General features: G+C 53.1%; 16 protein-coding genes. 9 read left to right on the top strand and 7 right to left on the bottom strand.

Going from position 1 to position 17,115, the window contains the following annotated elements:
- The first annotated feature begins 326 nt into the window (after positions 1–326).
- From NR177_RS18815 to NR177_RS18800, 4 genes are all read left to right on the top strand, one after another.
- Positions 327–524: a hypothetical protein gene (locus NR177_RS18815; protein WP_074180982.1), complete on the top strand. Its 198-nt coding sequence runs from the start codon at positions 327–329 to the stop codon at positions 522–524.
- A gap of 1 nt (position 525) precedes the next feature.
- A complete protein-coding gene (locus NR177_RS18810) occupies positions 526–1,347 on the top strand; it encodes a hypothetical protein (protein ID WP_063877584.1) in 822 nt (273 codons plus the stop codon).
- A 118-nt stretch (positions 1,348–1,465) separates the two neighbouring features.
- Positions 1,466–2,146, top strand: a complete 681-nt coding sequence (locus tag NR177_RS18805; RefSeq protein WP_256853401.1) for an SDR family oxidoreductase — start codon at positions 1,466–1,468, stop codon at positions 2,144–2,146.
- Between the two features lie 122 nt (positions 2,147–2,268).
- Positions 2,269–2,934 (top strand): epoxyqueuosine reductase QueH, encoded by a 666-nt coding sequence (locus NR177_RS18800; RefSeq protein ID WP_063877582.1) that lies wholly within the window; start codon positions 2,269–2,271, stop codon positions 2,932–2,934.
- A 9-nt stretch (positions 2,935–2,943) separates the two neighbouring features.
- Here NR177_RS18800 and NR177_RS18795 read toward each other — a convergent pair whose 3' ends face one another.
- From NR177_RS18795 to proP, 3 genes are all read right to left on the bottom strand, one after another.
- A complete protein-coding gene (locus NR177_RS18795) occupies positions 2,944–3,414 on the bottom strand; it encodes a helix-turn-helix domain-containing protein (protein WP_256853400.1) in 471 nt (156 codons plus the stop codon).
- 296 nt (positions 3,415–3,710) lie between these two features.
- The gene (gene hemB, locus NR177_RS18790) at positions 3,711–4,688 is read right to left on the bottom strand and encodes a porphobilinogen synthase (protein ID WP_241568191.1); all 978 of its coding nucleotides are present in this window, start codon (positions 4,686–4,688) and stop codon (positions 3,711–3,713) included.
- 129 nt (positions 4,689–4,817) lie between these two features.
- Positions 4,818–6,323 (bottom strand): glycine betaine/L-proline transporter ProP, encoded by a 1,506-nt coding sequence (proP, locus tag NR177_RS18785; RefSeq protein WP_063877579.1) that lies wholly within the window; start codon positions 6,321–6,323, stop codon positions 4,818–4,820.
- A gap of 492 nt (positions 6,324–6,815) precedes the next feature.
- Between proP and NR177_RS18780 the strand changes: the two genes are divergently transcribed.
- On the top strand, positions 6,816–7,148 hold the full coding sequence (locus NR177_RS18780) for a hypothetical protein (RefSeq protein WP_172896994.1): 333 nt from the start codon (positions 6,816–6,818) through the stop codon (positions 7,146–7,148).
- A 51-nt stretch (positions 7,149–7,199) separates the two neighbouring features.
- Here NR177_RS18780 and NR177_RS18775 read toward each other — a convergent pair whose 3' ends face one another.
- The gene (locus NR177_RS18775; protein ID WP_109717830.1) at positions 7,200–8,780 is read right to left on the bottom strand and encodes an EAL domain-containing protein; all 1,581 of its coding nucleotides are present in this window, start codon (positions 8,778–8,780) and stop codon (positions 7,200–7,202) included.
- Between the two features lie 449 nt (positions 8,781–9,229).
- Positions 9,230–10,414, bottom strand: coding sequence for a mannonate dehydratase (uxuA, locus tag NR177_RS18770; protein ID WP_109717829.1), 1,185 nt, complete (start codon positions 10,412–10,414; stop codon positions 9,230–9,232).
- Positions 10,415–10,562: 148 nt separating this feature from the next.
- Here uxuA and NR177_RS18765 point away from each other — a divergent pair, with 148 nt between their 5' ends.
- The gene (locus NR177_RS18765; protein WP_063877575.1) at positions 10,563–11,246 is read left to right on the top strand and encodes a FadR/GntR family transcriptional regulator; all 684 of its coding nucleotides are present in this window, start codon (positions 10,563–10,565) and stop codon (positions 11,244–11,246) included.
- Here NR177_RS18765 and NR177_RS18760 read toward each other — a convergent pair.
- Complete coding sequence (locus tag NR177_RS18760) at positions 11,235–12,290, bottom strand: AI-2E family transporter (RefSeq protein ID WP_096012684.1); 1,056 nt, start codon at positions 12,288–12,290, stop codon at positions 11,235–11,237. The two genes, NR177_RS18765 and NR177_RS18760, sit on opposite strands and share 12 nt — an antisense overlap.
- A gap of 246 nt (positions 12,291–12,536) precedes the next feature.
- Positions 12,537–13,916: a nucleobase:cation symporter-2 family protein gene (locus NR177_RS18755; protein ID WP_256853399.1), complete on the bottom strand. Its 1,380-nt coding sequence runs from the start codon at positions 13,914–13,916 to the stop codon at positions 12,537–12,539.
- Between the two features lie 143 nt (positions 13,917–14,059).
- On the opposite strand from NR177_RS18755, the gene NR177_RS18750 reads away from it, so the two are divergent.
- The 3 genes from NR177_RS18750 to iolB all read left to right on the top strand — a co-directional run bounded on the left by NR177_RS18750 (position 14,060) and on the right by iolB (position 17,010).
- Positions 14,060–14,437 (top strand): hypothetical protein, encoded by a 378-nt coding sequence (locus tag NR177_RS18750; RefSeq protein ID WP_256853398.1) that lies wholly within the window; start codon positions 14,060–14,062, stop codon positions 14,435–14,437.
- A 167-nt stretch (positions 14,438–14,604) separates the two neighbouring features.
- Positions 14,605–16,110, top strand: coding sequence for a CoA-acylating methylmalonate-semialdehyde dehydrogenase (locus NR177_RS18745; protein WP_063877571.1), 1,506 nt, complete (start codon positions 14,605–14,607; stop codon positions 16,108–16,110).
- Between the two features lie 81 nt (positions 16,111–16,191).
- Positions 16,192–17,010, top strand: coding sequence for a 5-deoxy-glucuronate isomerase (gene iolB / locus NR177_RS18740; protein ID WP_256853397.1), 819 nt, complete (start codon positions 16,192–16,194; stop codon positions 17,008–17,010).
- The last annotated feature ends 105 nt before the right edge of the window (positions 17,011–17,115 follow it).

The raw sequence follows: 17,115 nt of genomic DNA, 5'->3' as shown, positions 1-17,115 counted from the left end.
GTCGCACGGGACGGTGACCGCTGACTGACCGTAGAGAAGGCAAGTCGGCAGGGCACTACGCTGAAACCGCCAGGATTCTCATGAATATGCGGAGATGCGCACGCCTCAGGATTATCAGAAACGGGCCTGCCACATTCATCGAAATAAGGGTGAAATATGGAGTTTCTCAGCAGGATTTTATCAATGTGGCACAAATGACTGGCCGCAATAATTATGCTTTATTACCGCTTCGTTAATCATCTTTTAGGAATGTTTACCGACTATAAAATGGCAGTAAACACGATTCGGTCACATACTTGTTCTTTTAACTCGTTAAGTGACACACCATGATTAGCTTTGTTCGTTCTTTGTTCGCCAGCCCGGATAAATTCCTCCAGATAATGAGCCGCCAGGACATAAACGACTCCATTGCGGATGGTGAACGCATAATTATCGATGAAAACGGCAATGCTGCCGTCAATATTCTCAGTGATGAAGTGAAAGACGATTTCAATCGACACGTCAATACCTTAAAAGGAGTCTGAGGTGGGAACCGCAATTTTTATGGTATTGATGGTGAGTGGTTACTGGTATACCAGCCGGGATCTGTCCAGCCGTTTTAAAATGCGCCGTTCTTCAGGCTGGGATGTCTATTTTCTGGTCGCACTTTACGGTTGTATTTTTGTGCTTCAGGGCGTTTTCGTCACCGCCTTTATCTGGTTTATCTTGTTTATTATTTCAACCGTTTCTAATTTCCTGTATGTGTTTCCCGGCGATCATCTGCAGCTGCAAATGAAGTTTATGAACTGGAGTTTTCTGGGTATCCAGGCACCTGTGGTGATTATGCTGGCCTTTGCCATCCTGTTTTGCCTTTATCGTTCAAACTGGGCGGGCAGTGCGCAACTGAACGTTTCAGGCCGAAAAGATCTCTATCAAAAACTCTCTCGATCTAATGGTGTCGAACAGATGCTGTTTCAGTGTATGGAAGAGGGGGAGCTGGCGTGGATCACCTTAAAATCCCGACGGATTTATATCGGTATGGTGCATGCCGCCACCTTTGAATACGAAAGCACAGCCAATATCGTGCTTATTCCGATGCTGAGCGGCTACCGCGACAGCCATACGCTGAAGCTGTCGGTGGAACACAATTACAGCAGCTGGTATGCCGAGCATGGCATTACGCTGGATTCTGAGCCGAAGAATGCGATGGCATTCCGCAAAGTCATTATGGTGGACCAGATTGAAAGCTTCTCGCTATTCGATCCCGCCAGCGCTACCGCCCTCTCAATAGGGGAAGACCATCCGCAGAGCGTCGAGAAGAGTCGTGAAGGTGACAAGTCATCACCGCCAGATCAGCAAATCGAATAACACAGGGAGAATGCACGGCGTCAGTATTGCTGTGTTAATCCAAAAAAGCATTCAGGATGCAGTGTGTTCGTCGATCAACATCTACTCTGATTACTGACTTCATCAACGAGGAAACCGTATGGCTTATCAAGGGAAAATCTTAGTGATTGGCGCATCACGTGGCATAGGACTGGCCGTCGTAAAGGCGTTTGCCGCCCATGACTGGCAGGTGACGGCGACCCATCGCGGGGATCATCCACCGCAAGGTGATATCCCTCAGGTTGACTGGCACCGGCTTGATATGACGCAAACCGAGGCGGTTAAGCATTTTGCTGTTGGACTGAGCGGACAGCCTTTTGACGCCATTCTGATTAATGCCGGTATTTATGGCCCGTCCCATCAAAAGCTGTCGGAAAGCGACGACGCTGAACTGGCCCAGCTGTTTATGACCAATGCCGTGGCACCGATTCGGAGTGCGGAAATTCTGCTGCCGTTACTGAACCAACAAAACGGCGTACTCGCACTCACCTCCTCTCAACTTGGCAGCCTGAATGAGAATCGCAGCGCAGACGCGCCGCTTTATTCTGCCAGTAAAGCGGCCCTGAATATGCTCACTCGCTCGTTGGTCAGAACGGTGGATGCCCAGAACGGGACGTTAATCACCTTGCATCCCGGCTGGGTCAAAACAGATATGGGCGGCGATGCAGCGCCATTGACGCCTGAAGAGAGTGCCAACGGCATCTTTACCCAACTGACCACCCACCGTGGACGTGGCGGCCATCACTATATTGACTATGCAGGTAAAACGCTGCAGTGGTGATAGCACATCGCTCAGGGGTGACCGGCGGGCTGGCGCATGTCAGCCCGTTGTTATGCGAAATTTTGCAACATTTACGTCCCGGCATTACACTGCCTCTTTGATTCCATTGATTGAAGGTGCTTATGTCTCAGCCCTACCAGCGTGAACCGCTACCGCTGCCCGGCGGTCACAAGAAAGTTCTGTTGCACTCCTGCTGCGCGCCCTGTTCGGGAGAAGTTATGGAGGCCATGCTGGCATCCGGCATCGAGTACACCATTTACTTTTACAATCCGAATATTCATCCGCTTAAAGAGTACGAGCTGCGCAAAGAAGAAAACATTCGCTTTGCCGAAAAGTTTGGTGTGCCCTTTGTGGATGCGGACTACGATCGTGACGACTGGTTTAAACGCGCCAAAGGCATGGAGTGGGAACCCGAGCGAGGTGAGCGCTGTACCATGTGCTTCGATATGCGTTTTGAGCGCACGGCGCTGTACGCCCACGAAAATGGCTTCCCGGTGATAACCAGTTCCCTGGGGATTTCCCGCTGGAAGAACATGCAGCAAATTAATGACTGCGGCGTACGCGCTGCCGCCCACTATCCCGATCTGACCTACTGGGAATTCAACTGGCGTAAAGGCGGGGGATCGGCGCGCATGATTGAAATCAGTAAGCGTGAGAGTTTTTATCAGCAAGAATATTGCGGATGTGTTTACTCCTTGCGTGATACAAATCGTCATCGTGTCGCCAGTGGCCGCGAGCGGATTCAGATTGGCGTACAGTACTATCAACCTGACGATAACGCGCGTTAACGGTTTTTGTTAAAGCAGGCGGGCTATATTGTCGAAACCGCGGGTTTCCTTTATTCCGCCCGATCCTTTCTTTTTTGCGCTGTTTTCCCCCCGACTACATAAGCTGCAAGGATGCGTATTCGCATCCTGATTGCTGTCGTCCAATAGCTGTCTTTTACGACATACGCTCGGCGTACAGCCCATCATCTGCTTAAATGAACGTGTAAATGACTGCTGGCTTTCGAAATGGTATTTCACCGCCAGACTGATGATGGGCGCGCGGCTGTATTTTAAATCATTAATACAGGCAATTAATTTCTTTCTGCGAATATAACGCGCCAGAGTTTCATTGTTGTAACGGGAAAATAATTTTTGCAGATACCATTTTGAATAACCGGCTTTTTCGGCAATATCATCGATGCTTAAACGCTGATCCAAATTTTTATTAATCCATTCGGTAACAGAAATAATCACGCTCTCATTGTATTTATTCTCATTCATAACACCCCCTTAAATTTTGAAGGTGATTGTAAATTATCCTATGTTTCTCAAAACATTACGAACGTAAAGATTCTTAAGGAAGTGAATGGTTATTTCCTGCCATGTGGAGCTATAGGTCGAATAATTATATTAGGTAGCCGCATGTGTGCTTTTTGTTTCTGAGATGAGGAAGGGCGAGGCGTAATGTTATTGTATTATGAGCGTTGTGAGGGTGGTTAATTTATTGCCTTGCAGGACGGGAAGAACTCCTTCTGCGCTGGCGCAAGCGCCGTCGCAGAAGGCCCGTCATTTAGCCTTTAGAGCAGCTTGTTTTCAGCCAGCTCAAGCGCAAAATAGCTGAAAATCAGATCTGCGCCAGCACGCTTAATCGCCCCCAGACTTTCCAGCACGACGTTGCGTTCATCAATGGCACCCGCCTGAGCGGCGAATTTGATCATCGCGTACTCACCGCTGACCTGATAGGCCGCTAGCGGCAGTTCGCTGCGATCACGAATATCGCGCAGAATATCCAGATAGGCACCCGCCGGTTTAACCATCAGCGAATCAGCACCTTCCGCGGCGTCAATCAGTGACTCGCGAATGGCCTCACGACGGTTCATCGGGTTCATCTGATAGGTTTTACGATCGCCTTTCAGCGCCGTGCCGGCTGCTTCGCGGAAGGGGCCATAGAAAGATGACGCAAACTTGGTGGAATAGGACATGATTGCCGTTTGGGTAAAGCCTGCGGCATCCAGCGCCTGACGAATCGCTTTTACCTGACCATCCATTGCGGCAGAGGGCGCGATAAAATCTGCCCCCGCTGCGGCCGCGACAACGGCCTGTTTGCCCAGGTTGATCAGGGTGGCATCGTTATCGACGCCGTGATCACAGAGCACGCCACAGTGACCATGGCTGGTGTACTCACAAAAGCAGGTATCCGACATCACGATCATTTCAGGCACGGTGTCTTTGCAAATTTTCGACATGCGCGCCACCAGACCGTTTTCATTCCACGCATCGCTGCCGGTCGCATCGGTATGATGGGAAATCCCGAAGGTCATCACCGAGCGGATACCCGCCTTAGCAATACGTTCAATTTCATAGGCCAGACGTTTTTCCGGAATACGTCTTACGCCAGGCATAGCCTGAATGTCTTTATAGTCATCAATACCTTCCTCAACAAAAATGGGCAGCGCCAAATCGTTCAGGCTAAGGCTGGACTCCTGGAACATTGCTCGCAGTGACGCGCTGGCACGCAATCTTCTGGGACGTTGGGTAAGGGAAAAATCAGACATTGTTACTCACCTGGCCAAATTAAATAAGACGGCTAGTCTACTCCGATTAGGCGCAGGCGATGAAGGTTTGTGTGCGGTGTGCCGAGACAGTAAATGTGTCTCCCGCCACAGGGGCGGGAGACGAGGAGGTTACTCGTTGATATCCGGGTGCTGCTGCACAAGGTTTTTACGCTTCGCTTCCAGTCGGGCGATTTCTTCGTCGATATCTTCGATTTTCTGCTCGATGTTATCGTGATGCTCCTGAAGAATTTCGCGCGCTTCTTCCATGTCAGAGGCGGCAGGTGTGGCACCTTTCAGGGGCTTGTTCGCCGTTTCTTTCATATAAAGACCGGTAATCAGGCCAATCACCGCGACCACCATCAGATAGTAGGCCGGCATGTAGAGGTTATTGGTGGTCTCAACCAGCCAGGCTACCGCGGTTGGTGTCAGACCGGCAACCAGTACCGAAATGTTAAAGGCGCTGGCCAGTGCACTGTAGCGGATATGGGTGGGGAACATGGCAGGCAGTGATGAGGCCATCACGCCGGTAAAGGCGTTAAGGATAACGGCCAGCAGCAGCAGTCCGGCAAAAATCAATCCCAGCACGCCACTGTTGATCATCATGAACGCGGGAATAGCAAAGATCATCAGGGCGATGCTGCCGATAATCACAAACGGACGGCGACCAAAGCGGTCACTCAGCAGCCCCATGACCGGCTGGACAAACAGCATTCCTATCATGATGGCGATGATAATCAGAACGCCGTGATCTTCGGAGTAATGCAGGTTGTGCGACAGGTAGCTAGGCATGTAGGTCAGCAGCATGTAGTAGGTCACGTTGGTTGCAATAACCAGACCGATACAGGCTAACAGGCTACGCCAGTGTTTGGTGGCGATCTCTTTGAAAGAGACTTTCGGGCCGTCACGCAGACCTTCGCGGTCGCCTTGCTCCAGCTTATCCACGTGCTGCTGGAACGTGGGGGTTTCTTCCAGGGCATGGCGCAAATACAGGCCAATAATCCCTAGCGGCAGCGCCAGGAAGAACGGAAGACGCCAGCCCCATTCAAGGAAGTTTTGTTCACCGATAATGGTCGAGATCAACACGACAACGCCGGCACCCAGCACGAAGCCGGCGATCGAACCGAAGTCCAGCCAGCTTCCCATAAAGCCGCGCTTGCGGTCAGGCGAATATTCGGCGACGAAGATAGACGCGCCGGTGTATTCCCCGCCGACCGAGAAGCCCTGGGCCATTTTGGCCAGCAGCAGCAGAATCGGTGCCCAGATGCCAATGGAGGCATAGGAGGGAATCAGGCCGATACAGAAGGTACTGATCGACATAATGACGATGGTAATCGACAGTATTTTCTGACGACCGTACTTGTCACCCAGCATGCCGAAGAACAGGCCGCCTAAAGGACGAATCAGGAATGGAACGGAGAAGGTTGCCAGGGCGGCAATCATTTGAATCCCTGGCGAGACATCCGGGAAAAACACTTTACCCAAGGCATAAGCCACAAAGCCATAAACACCAAAATCGAACCACTCCATGGCGTTACCCAAAGAGGCGGCGGTAATGGCTTTACGTAAACGGGAATCATCAATGATGGTGACATCATCTATCCCAATTGGTTTTACACGCTTCCTACGCAATTTCATAGAATTACCCTGTAATGGAACATGAAAGTCCTCAACGGCGCGAACCGAAAATAGCGTTCAGACCGCTTCGTTGAGGAAATTTAAGCATAGCCGTAAAACAGCATTCTCTGTCGACTCACCAATACAACCAATACTGCCGTCATCTGGTTTATCGGCGGAAGAGTATAACGTTTTTGTGTGATATTTGTCATGTTTGAACTGAAAACGAGCAGTTTCACCTGCGGTTTGTAGCAGGAAACGACGCGAAAAAAAGTCAGGCTTCCCGCGCGTTTGCCTGGTAAATAAGCGCTTCGATGTTGAACGACAGTCACCGCCTGGCTTAAGTTATTAATAAATTTTAAGCATTTGTCGGGGTGGGGTTTGAAACTTGCCTAATGGAGCGCCTTCGGCAATACTCTTTCACCTTGATTTGGAGGAAGAATGTCAAGGAAAGCATCCAACACTTGCCAGAGCCCCTGGGTGGCGCAGATCGATAGTGTAGAAAGAAAATTAATGGATTCTTCTGAGGTGGGTCGCGCTCCCCGGCAGACTGACGTCGCCACTCACGTGCCGCTCCATTCAGGATGGCTAAGCTGCCGGGCTAAATACTGGATTGATCGACTGACACAGTTGAGCGAGACGCTGCAAACGTCGACGGTAACGGGCAAGCAGTGCTCGGACTATGAGGTGTGCCAGCAGCTGTTACAGCAGTCGATGCCAACGCTGCAACGCCTGAATCAGCGTGCCGGGCGTGCGTCTGATGCTGCCTCTTGCGACCAACAGGAAGACGCGGTGGCGGTGGCATTGCGGGCGGCGAGTAAACAACGGGCGTCGCAGCGAAAATAAGCCAGTCAACGCCGTCGCCATCAGGCTGATTCTGCGTGTAGCGCCCGCGGCTCAGGGGTTATCCACCTCAACGGGCAGATGACCATACTGCGCCATCCACGCAATCGTCGCCGTATTATCCATGGGTCGGGCATAAAAATAGCCCTGGACGAAGGTGACGCCATGCTGCTGCAAATAGCGGAACTGCAATGCCGTTTCCACGCCTTCTCCCAGGACCTGCAGCTTCAGTTTATGACTCAGGCTGATAATGGCATCCAGCACCGGCGTTTCCCCCTCCAGCGACTCGATTGCGTTAATAAAACCCTGGTCGATTTTAAGATAGTCCAGCGCAAAGGTTTGCAGGTAGCTAAGTGAGCAATGACCTGTGCCAAAGTCATCAATCGCCACTTTCATCCCGGCCTGGCGCAGCTGAGCCAGCTTAGTGGCGACCACGTTCCCTTCTTTAATCAGGCTGCGCTCCGTCAGTTCCAGGGTAATGTTAAACTCCGTTTTCGCCATCCTTTTAGCAAAGTTCAGCATGTCATTGACGAAGTCTGGGTGCTGCAGATGTTCGGCTGCCACATTAATCGCCAGATGAAAGCCTGGATTGGGCTTCCAGTGTTGCGTGTCCTCCACAATCAGATCCATCAGATGGTGCGTCACCGGGATAATCATGCCTTCCGCTTCGGCGGCGGTAATAAATGTGTCAGGGCGCACGCTGTCACCATTGGGCAGCGTCCAGCGCAGCAGTGCTTCTGCACCGGAGCAGCGTTGCAGTGTGCAGCTGTAGGTTGGTTGGTAATGCACGCTGAATTGCCGGGAGCGGATAGCGCGACGCATTTCATCTCCCCATGAAAAGCGCCTGCGTAACCAGGATGTCGTCAGAATCATAAACAGAACGGAAAAAATCGCCGCCATTGGCATAAACACGAAAAGCAACTGTGCCCACGTCTTGACCCGCTCGGCGCTCGGCGCAATCAGGGTGACACTAATGGGATAACGAGAGGAAGCCGCCTTGTATATCTGCGGTAAAAGCCAGTGGTTGCCTGGCATTTCGCGATTGCCTGACACTATTGGCGCGCCGTTATTAAAACGCATGGTGATTCTGTACTCATGTGTGCTGCCCAGGGCACTCATAAAATCAATCAGGTACTGTCCTTCCACCATCACCCAAAGTGCTTTGTCCGCAGAAATCTGGCGCACGAATATCACCGCAGGCCGATCCGGCACGCTGTAAGAACCGGTGAGGGATAAACTCCACCGGTCTTTGCCCGTCACCGGCGGTGTAGTACCAATCATGGCTTCAAGGGTCGCGGGTTTGTTGCCATAGGCGGAAGAGCAGCTGACCATGTCGCTTTCCAGCCTGCCGATACCGCGAAAATAGGGATGAAGGGTGCCATTGATGCGCAGCGTATTCTCGACCTGATCGCATGATTGATCGTCATATTGACGAAGCGAAGCGATCATACTCCAGGCGTTATCGCTGATTTTTTCAGCCTGAGACAGCAAGGTCGCTGCCGTATTCACTTGTTGTTCTTTAACGGTCTTTCTGGCATCGATAGCAGTAAATAGCAAACCCAAAAGCAGGGGCAGAAGCCCTGCAAGGACGATGAGCGATCTGGCGTGATCGCGCTTTCTTTTTATTAGCGGCACCGTAAAAACCTCTGAATCGTTATGATGTTTTGCGAGGTGCTAAGGGTCACTGCAACATAGCACGCCAGTTCACGCCGCTGGTGAACGGTCGGAAATCCCTTATCATCCGATAAGGTCAATTATCGACCTTGTGGGCATTTAATTGACACAAAATTCATACTATTGGTGAAAGTTCAGCGATTAGTTTGATGGCTGCAGCAAAACGGTGATCGCGTAAGGCGGAAGAACGGACGGTGACTGACCTGTAAACGGTCGCGGTTGGGCGGCAACCCAGAGCGAAACCCAAACCCGGCGGGGTAAAATGCGCACTGTCTTTTTACGGCGGGAGGGCGGTTGCCGTCGGATAATCGGGTAAATAGCGGGCGCGGATAAGGCGATAACCGTGAAATAAAAACGAGGTCAGACGGATGTGTGCCCCGACAGCCTGAACAGCGCGGGGCAACGACCTGTTAATCCTGAAAATAAATCTGCTTCAGTGCCACTTCCACACCGCGCAGCTCTGCCAGCCCTTTAAGCCGCCCAATCGCGGAGTAGCCCGGGTTGGTGCGCTTGTGCAAATCGTCCAGCATCTGATGACCGTGATCGGGACGCATCGGAATGGCACGTTGCTCGCCCGACCGGCGACGACGCTGCTCCTCGGCAAGGATCACCTTGATGACGCCAACCATATCCACATCGCCGGTCAGATGGCCCGCCTCGTGGAAGCTGTTGGGGTTCGCTTCTCGTTTTGTCGCCCGCAGGTGCACAAAGTTAATGCGATCGGCATAGGCTTCTGCCATTGCGACAAGGGCATTATCTTCACGGACGCCGTAGGAACCGGTACAGAAACAGAATCCGTTGTGCAGACTGTCTACCGTTTCTTTCAGCCACTGCATATCTTCTTGGGTAGAGACGATGCGCGGCAGGCCAAGGATCGGACGCGGTGGATCGTCAGGATGGACGGCCAGCTTAATGCCGACCTCTTCCGCTACGGGGACGATGGCCCGCAAAAAGGTAGCCATGTGTTCGCGCAGTTTGGCTTTGTCGATACCGTCATACTGGGCCAACTGAGCCTGAAACTGCTCAAGCGTGTAACCCTCTTCCGCGCCGGGTAAGCCAGCGATGATATTGCGCACCAGCGTGGTTTTTTCTTCTTCGCTCATCGCAGCAAACCGTTCTGCGGCAACTTTTTGCTCGGCGGGGCTGTAATCTTTTTCTGCACCGGGGCGTTGTAGCAAGTGCAGTTCAAAGGCGGCAAACGCATCGGCATCAAAGCGTAACGCTTTCGCACCGTCCGGCAGTGCCCAGGCCAGATCGGTACGCGTCCAGTCCAGCACCGGCATAAAGTTGTAGCAGACGGTATCAATCCCGCACGCGGCCAGATTGCGAATCGACTGCTGATAGTTGGCGATATAGTGCTGATAATCGCCGCGTTGCGTCTTAATGGTTTCATGAACGGGAATGCTTTCAACGACAGACCAGGTGAGCCCTTTTTCTGCCAGCAGCGCCTGACGTGCTTTGATTTCGGCGACAGGCCATACTTCGCCGTTCGGGATATGGTGAAGTGCTGTGACAATCCCGGTTGCACCTGCCTGGCGAGCATCGTCGAGTGACACAGGGTCGTTTGGGCCGTACCAGCGCCATGTATGTTCCATTATTACTCCTTGGTGAACGTGTGGCCCAGTGGTCAGGCCGCTGGACCAAGAGTAAGATAGCGCGTAAATTAAGGCCGTGATCCGGATCGCAGCATAGTAAATACGTATCATCCAAAGCCTAAAAGCGTGTCGACAACAGGAGAGGGTTATGGCGCTACCGGTCTTAAAAACTGAGCGGCTTTATCGGCAGATTGCCAATGCCATTATTGACGGCATTAATCGCGGCGATTTCGTCCCGGGCGGTGCGCTGCCGCCGGAGCGGGAACTGGCTAAACAGCTTGGCGTCAGCCGGTCGTCGGTGCGCGAAGCGCTGATTGCGCTTGAGATGACGGGCTACGTCAATATTTACACCGGCACAGGGGTTTTTGTCGCTCAGACCTTACCCCAGCCCTCACCCGGCAAAGAAACGGAGAGTTTCAGCCTGCAGGACCTGCTACAGGCGCGCGAAGCCTATGAGAGTATGCTGGCCGGGCTGGCGGCGCGAAACGGCAGTGAAGCTCAGCGTCAGCAACTGCTGTCCCTCAGCGCAGCGCTGCAGGCATTTAATGAAAACGACGCGGCTTTTATTGAGCAGGACAAGGGGTTTCATCTGCTGATTAGCGAGATGAGCGGCAACGATCTGCTGCGGGAGATGATGGAAAATTTGTGGAACAAACGCGACAGCGCGCATGTCCGCCGACTGGAAAGTCACTATGCAGACAATACCTTTGCGGAGGAAATGAATGCCGACCATCAGCGTATCGCTGAGGCGATTGTTGCCGGGGATGAGCAGGCTGCACAGGCGGCGATGAGGCATCATCTGCAACATGTGCAGCAGCGCTTACTTGGTTAACAGTCGCGAAGGTTTGGGCCGGCCGGTGCCCAACATGATAGCCAGACGGCTGCCGCCCGGCGTGGTTTCCATCAGAATCTTGGTGATGCTGGTCAGGGGAACCGATAGCAACATCCCGACCGGGCCCAGCAGCCAGCCCCAGAATATCAACGACAAAAACACCACCAGCGTTGATAAACCCAGGCCGCGCCCCATGATGCGCGGCTCCAGCATATTGCCAAATACCATATGAATGGCAGTGAACAGCGCCGCCACCATCGCCGCGTCAAAGACGCTGTTGAGCAGCAGCGCCTGCAGGAAAGGCGGAATACCGGCGATAATCGGCCCGATATTGGGAATAAAGTTAAGAATAAAGGCCACAACGCCCCACAGTAACGCAAACTTCACGTCCAGCAGGTAGAGCGTCAGCCAGACCGCTATCCCGGTGATCAGGCTGATCAACGTCTTCAGTGCCAGGTAGTGCGTCACACCTTTGAGTGCCTTGTGTAATCCGGCAATGCGAATTTTGGGGTTCACAAAGGAGTTACGCATTTTATAAGGCAAATGGTGCACCTCAAACAGCATGAAGACCACGGTGAGGACCAGTAAAACGGTATTGGTCATGGCACCGGAAAACCCACTCAGCGCCACGCTGGCCAGGTTCATGACGGTGTTAGGGTCAAAGCGTTGAACCAGGGAGTTAGTCGAGATATTAAGATGGATGCTGGCCGCCAGATGCTGAACCACCACCATTTTCTTTTCCAGGATGGTGCGCAGTTGAGGATAAAGGTCGGAAAACTCACTCATGGAGCTGGCCAGCACGGCTCCCAGCAGCAGAATGACGATAAAAATCACCGTAATCACCAGCCCGATCGCCATCCCGCGTCGCAGCCCGCGCCGCATCAGTATCGTCACGAGCGGATTCAGTACGATGGCAAAAAAGGCCGCCAGAAGTAACGGCACCAGAATGTCGGAGGCGGCTCGTATCCCCGCAAGAATAATCACCAGCATCGCCAGTTTAATTAAGATGTTTTGTCCAATTTTTTCCTGCTGCAACGCGTTCATTCTTTATCTCTACGCATAAATAACTGATGAAAGTGTAGCTGAAGGAAAAGTAACCGTCTGATTCATTAAGGGAAACGGTAAATCAGGCGCTGCGGCTGGCTGGCTACGGGCACGATAACCTGGCTTCACGCTTGCGCATAAAAGCGCGCTATCGGCGCTGAGTGAGGCACGCCACGTTATGACACTGTGCGTCTGCGCGCACAGCGACGCACCCACGACAACGCTGGCGTGGGTGCGGATGCGGTGTTAAAGCGACTGCGCGGATTCGCCCTGTTTTACCTCTTCACACACAGCGGTTTCACCACCCGGGATAAGAAGGTTCAGGACAATGGCGACAAGGCCGCCGCTGGTGGCTGCCGAACCAAACAGGTTCTCAATCATGGGCGGCAGATGGGAAAGCGATGCAGGAACGGATTCAATCCCCAGGCCGAAACTAAAAGCCAGCCCGACAATAAGCATCTCCCTGCGCGTCAGCGCGGTCTGGCTGAGGATGCGAATCCCTGCCGTGACCACACAGCCGAACATCACCATCGTTGCGCCACCCAGCACCGGCGTGGGGATCTGTCGCAGCGCCTCGCTAAAGGGGGGAAACAGCCCCAGCAGGATAAGCATCACACCGACATAGCGACCGACAAAACGACTTGCTACGCCGGTCATCTGGATCACGCCGTTATTTTGCGCAAATGTGGTATTGGGAAAGGCACTGAGCATCGCTGCAATCATACAGCTCAGCCCGTCAGCCAGAATGCCCCCTTTGAGACGGGCGCTGAAGGCCCGATCGGTAATCGACTTGCCGGAGATCAGGCTGTTCGCGGTAAGGTCGCCCACTGCCTCAATAATACAGACCAGCGAGACCAGCACCACGGGGATGAAAATGGTGCTACTGAAGTGGAAGCCAAACGGAAACAGGGACGGTAAACGGAAGGTGCTGTCACCCAGACCCTGAATATGAAATTTGCCACTCAGCGCGGCGGCGATACAGCCCGTGACGATGCCCACTACGATGGAGGACAGTCGCAGCCAACGGTTGCTGGCGCAACTTAGCAGCACTATCACCCCCAGGGTTAACGCACCGAGTGCAAGGTTGCTGAGGCTGGCGAAATCCGGTGCCTTTTCACCGCCGCACCAGTTTATGACGCTGACCTTAATCAGGCTGATACCAATGAGCGCAATAACGCTGCCCGTCACCACGGGAGTAAAGACCCGCTTTAAGGTGTCGATAAAGCGGCTGACGATAACCGGAACCAGCGCCGCCACAAAGTTGACGCCAAACAGCATCGCCATAATGTCCTCTGGCTTGCCGCCTTGCGCTTTGACCCACAGGCCACCGGAGATGGCCACACCGAGAAAGGCGAAGCTGGTGCCCTGCATGCATATCATGCCCGCACCCACGCCCCAAACGCGGTTTGACTGCAGGAAGGTGCCGATGCCGGAGGCAAGCAACGACATGCTGATCAAATACGGCAGCCACGCGTCCAGACCCAGCGCCGTGCCGATCAGCAACGGGGGCGTAATGATGCCGACCAGGCCGGCCAGCACATGCTGTGAGGCGCTAAAAAAAGCCTGAAGTGGCGGAATGCGTTGGTCCAGACCGTAAAGCAGGCCGCTGTTTTTTTCGTCAGACACGGTTATCTCATCTCAGTGCGGGGAAGTGGTTCGATGTTGCATAAAGCAGGCCAGCTTTTTGACTTATCATGTCTGAATGCTTTTAACGTTATTAAATCAACAGGATAGGGTGGTTCTGTCTGGTGTATTACGCCCGGATGCACATGAAACAGATGATTCCTGACTGGGCATGTAAGAAATTATGGGTTCATGAAATCGCCATTAAGCCGTTTTTTTGCACCATGGAAGTGCGTCACGAGGCGATCCATAAGGAGCGCGATGGCATGCTGCACGCTTATCTCCTCACACCGATAAGGAAGAAACACGGCGCTAAAAGAAACTTTTATTTCGAATTTGTTGAATTTGAAATTTTAAAAGAGTGTTTTTTCGCTTCAGTCTGTCTGACCGCAACCGGCATCTTCGCTGAGAGATCGATAAAAAGCCTGACAGGTGGGCGTTTCGTTATCTGCCGCGTCGGCAGATGTGACGCTGCGGCGAGCCAAAGAACAGCCTTTGCTGGCGGCTCATCGGGGATAAAATGAAGAAATGCGATCTGCTCCACTAAAAAGTAATTTTCCAAAAACATTTATTTGAAAAATTTGTTTCATTGTAATAGCTTCATAGCATGCTTTTGGCTTCATCTGCCCAGCCAGCATGCCACTTCTTGTGCTTTGCCTGCTGGAACCGTACACACCAAAGAGGCAACATCATGACTATCGTAGGAAATTTTATTGGCGGTAAAACCACGTTCAGTGCCAGCAACGAAACCATTCCTGTGTTCGATCCGGCGACCGGCAAGGTTATCCGTGAACTGACCCAAAGCAGCGCAGATGAAGTGGCCCAGGCGATTGACGTGGCACATGCTGCCTTTCCTGCCTGGTCCAAAACCTCACCGCTGCGTCGCGCCCGGGTGATGTTCAACTTTAAAGCCTTAATGGAACAACATCGTGATGAACTGGCGGCATTGATCGTGTCTGAGCACGGTAAAGTCTGGTCCGATGCGTTAGGCGAACTGACGCGCGGCATCGAGGTGATTGAGTTCGCCTGCGGCATTCCCCACCTGCTTAAAGGTGAGAACTCACCCAATGTGGGAGGCGGGGTAGACAGCTACTCGCTCATGCAGCCTGTGGGTGTGGTCGCCGGAATTACACCTTTCAATTTCCCTGCCATGGTGCCGCTGTGGATGTTCCCTATTGCGCTGGCCTGCGGTAACACGTTCATTCTTAAGCCACCGGCACTGGACCCGTCAGCCGCGGTACGCATGGCGGAGCTGCTGAAGGAAGCGGGCTTGCCGGACGGCGTTTTCAACGTTGTCCACAGTTCGAATGACAACGCAGAACAGCTCTACAAAGATTCCCGTATCGCGGCCGTCAGCTTTGTCGGCTCGTCGGGTGTGGCTGAGCACATTTATAAAACGGCCAGTGCGCATGGTAAACGCGTACAGGCATTTGGCGCGGCAAAAAACCACGCCATTGTGATGCCAGATGCGGATCTGGATGCCACGGTCAATGCCATCATGGGCGGTGCATTTGGCTCTGCGGGTGAGCGCTGTATGGCCCTGCCGGTGGTGGTGGCGGTAGGTGATGACACGGCGGATAAGCTGATTTCGCGCCTGACGCCGCTGATTAAAGCATTACGCATCGGTCCCGGCATCAACAAGGGCAGCGACGAAAATGAAATGGGTCCTGTCGTCTCTGCCGCCCATCAGAAAAAAGTGCTGGGCTATATCGATAGTGGCGAGCAGGAAGGGGCAACGTTGGTCGTCGATGGGCGTAACCAAAAGGTCGCGGGTTTTGAGGACGGTTACTACGTCGGCGGCACGCTATTCGATAATGTCACGCCAGAGATGGTGATTTGGCGCGAAGAGATTTTTGGCCCGGTGCTGAGCATCATGCGCGCGGCGGATTACGACAGTGCGCTGAAACTGGTTAACAGTCACGAATTTGGTAACGGTAGCGCCATTTTTACCAGTAATGGTCACACTGCGCGTGAGTTTGTGCAGGATGTCGAAGCTGGCATGGTCGGCGTCAACGTGCCGGTTCCGGTGCCGATGGCGTTCCACAGTTTTGGTGGCTGGAAGCGGTCGGTATTCGGGGCGCTTAACGTCCACGGGCCAGATGGCGTGCGTTTTTATACGCGCATGAAAACGGCTACCGTACGTTGGCCGAGCGGTCAGCAAACGGTTTCTGAATTTAGTATGCCAACGTTAGGTTAAGTGGATGGGCCAGTTAGCCTGATCGTGGGCGCTGGCTAACAGCATGTTTACTCTGAAGGACGGCGGATAAGGAGACGGCGGATGTCATTACTCTCGAAGGTAAAACAGCCTGATAACCAGGGGCGCATACAGCAGGTGACGCCGGAAAGTGCGGGCTGGCGCTATGTAGGTTTCGAGTCTTACCTGTTGAAAAAAGGGCAAACGCTCAACCTCACTAGCGGCGATACTGAACTTTGTCTGGTGCTGGTCGCGGGCCTGGCTTCCGTCACCACGCGCCATGCGACCTTTCCGGGGCTTGGCAAGCGGATGTCGCCGTTTGAACGTATACCGCCTTATTCCGTGTACGTCCCGCATGATGATGCCGTGACGGTAACGGCTGACAGCGATCTGGAACTGGCCGTGTGTCAGGCTCCGGGCCAGCGCGACAAACTGCCCGCCCGCTTGATTGCGCCAGAAGATGTCGGCGTTGAACGGCGTGGCAAAGGACACAACCAGCGCCTGGTGCATAACATTCTGCCGGACAGTGAACCGGCAAACAGCTTGCTGGTGGTAGAGGTGTTTACCGACGAGGGCAACACCAGTTCCTATCCGAGTCACAAACACGATCAGGAAAACAGTGAGAACGAAACCTATCTCGAAGAAACCTATTACCACCGCTTTGAACCCGAACAGGGCTTCGCTATGCAGCGCGTTTACACGGACGATCGTTCGCTGGATGCGTGCATGGCCGTTTACAACCGGGATGTGGTCACGGTGCCGCGCGGTTACCATCCCGTGGCGACGATAGCGGGTTACAACAACTACTATCTTAATGTGATGGCAGGGCCGGTTCGCTTGTGGAAATTCAGCTGGGAAAGCGATCACGCCTGGATTAACAGCGATCACTATCCGGCGGGTTAATCACTGCGGATAGCAACGGGCAGCCTGCGGGCTAATGCCGATCATTTAAGGATCGGTTGACCGATCCAGTGGCAGGTGTAAAAAGGGTTCATGTTCATCATGGAC

It is taken from the genome of Pantoea sp. Fr+CA_20 (assembly GCF_024520835.1).
In the GTDB taxonomy this organism is placed as follows: Bacteria; Pseudomonadota; Gammaproteobacteria; order Enterobacterales; family Enterobacteriaceae; genus Pantoea; species Pantoea allii.
This window is presented reverse-complemented; position numbering and strand designations above follow the sequence as displayed.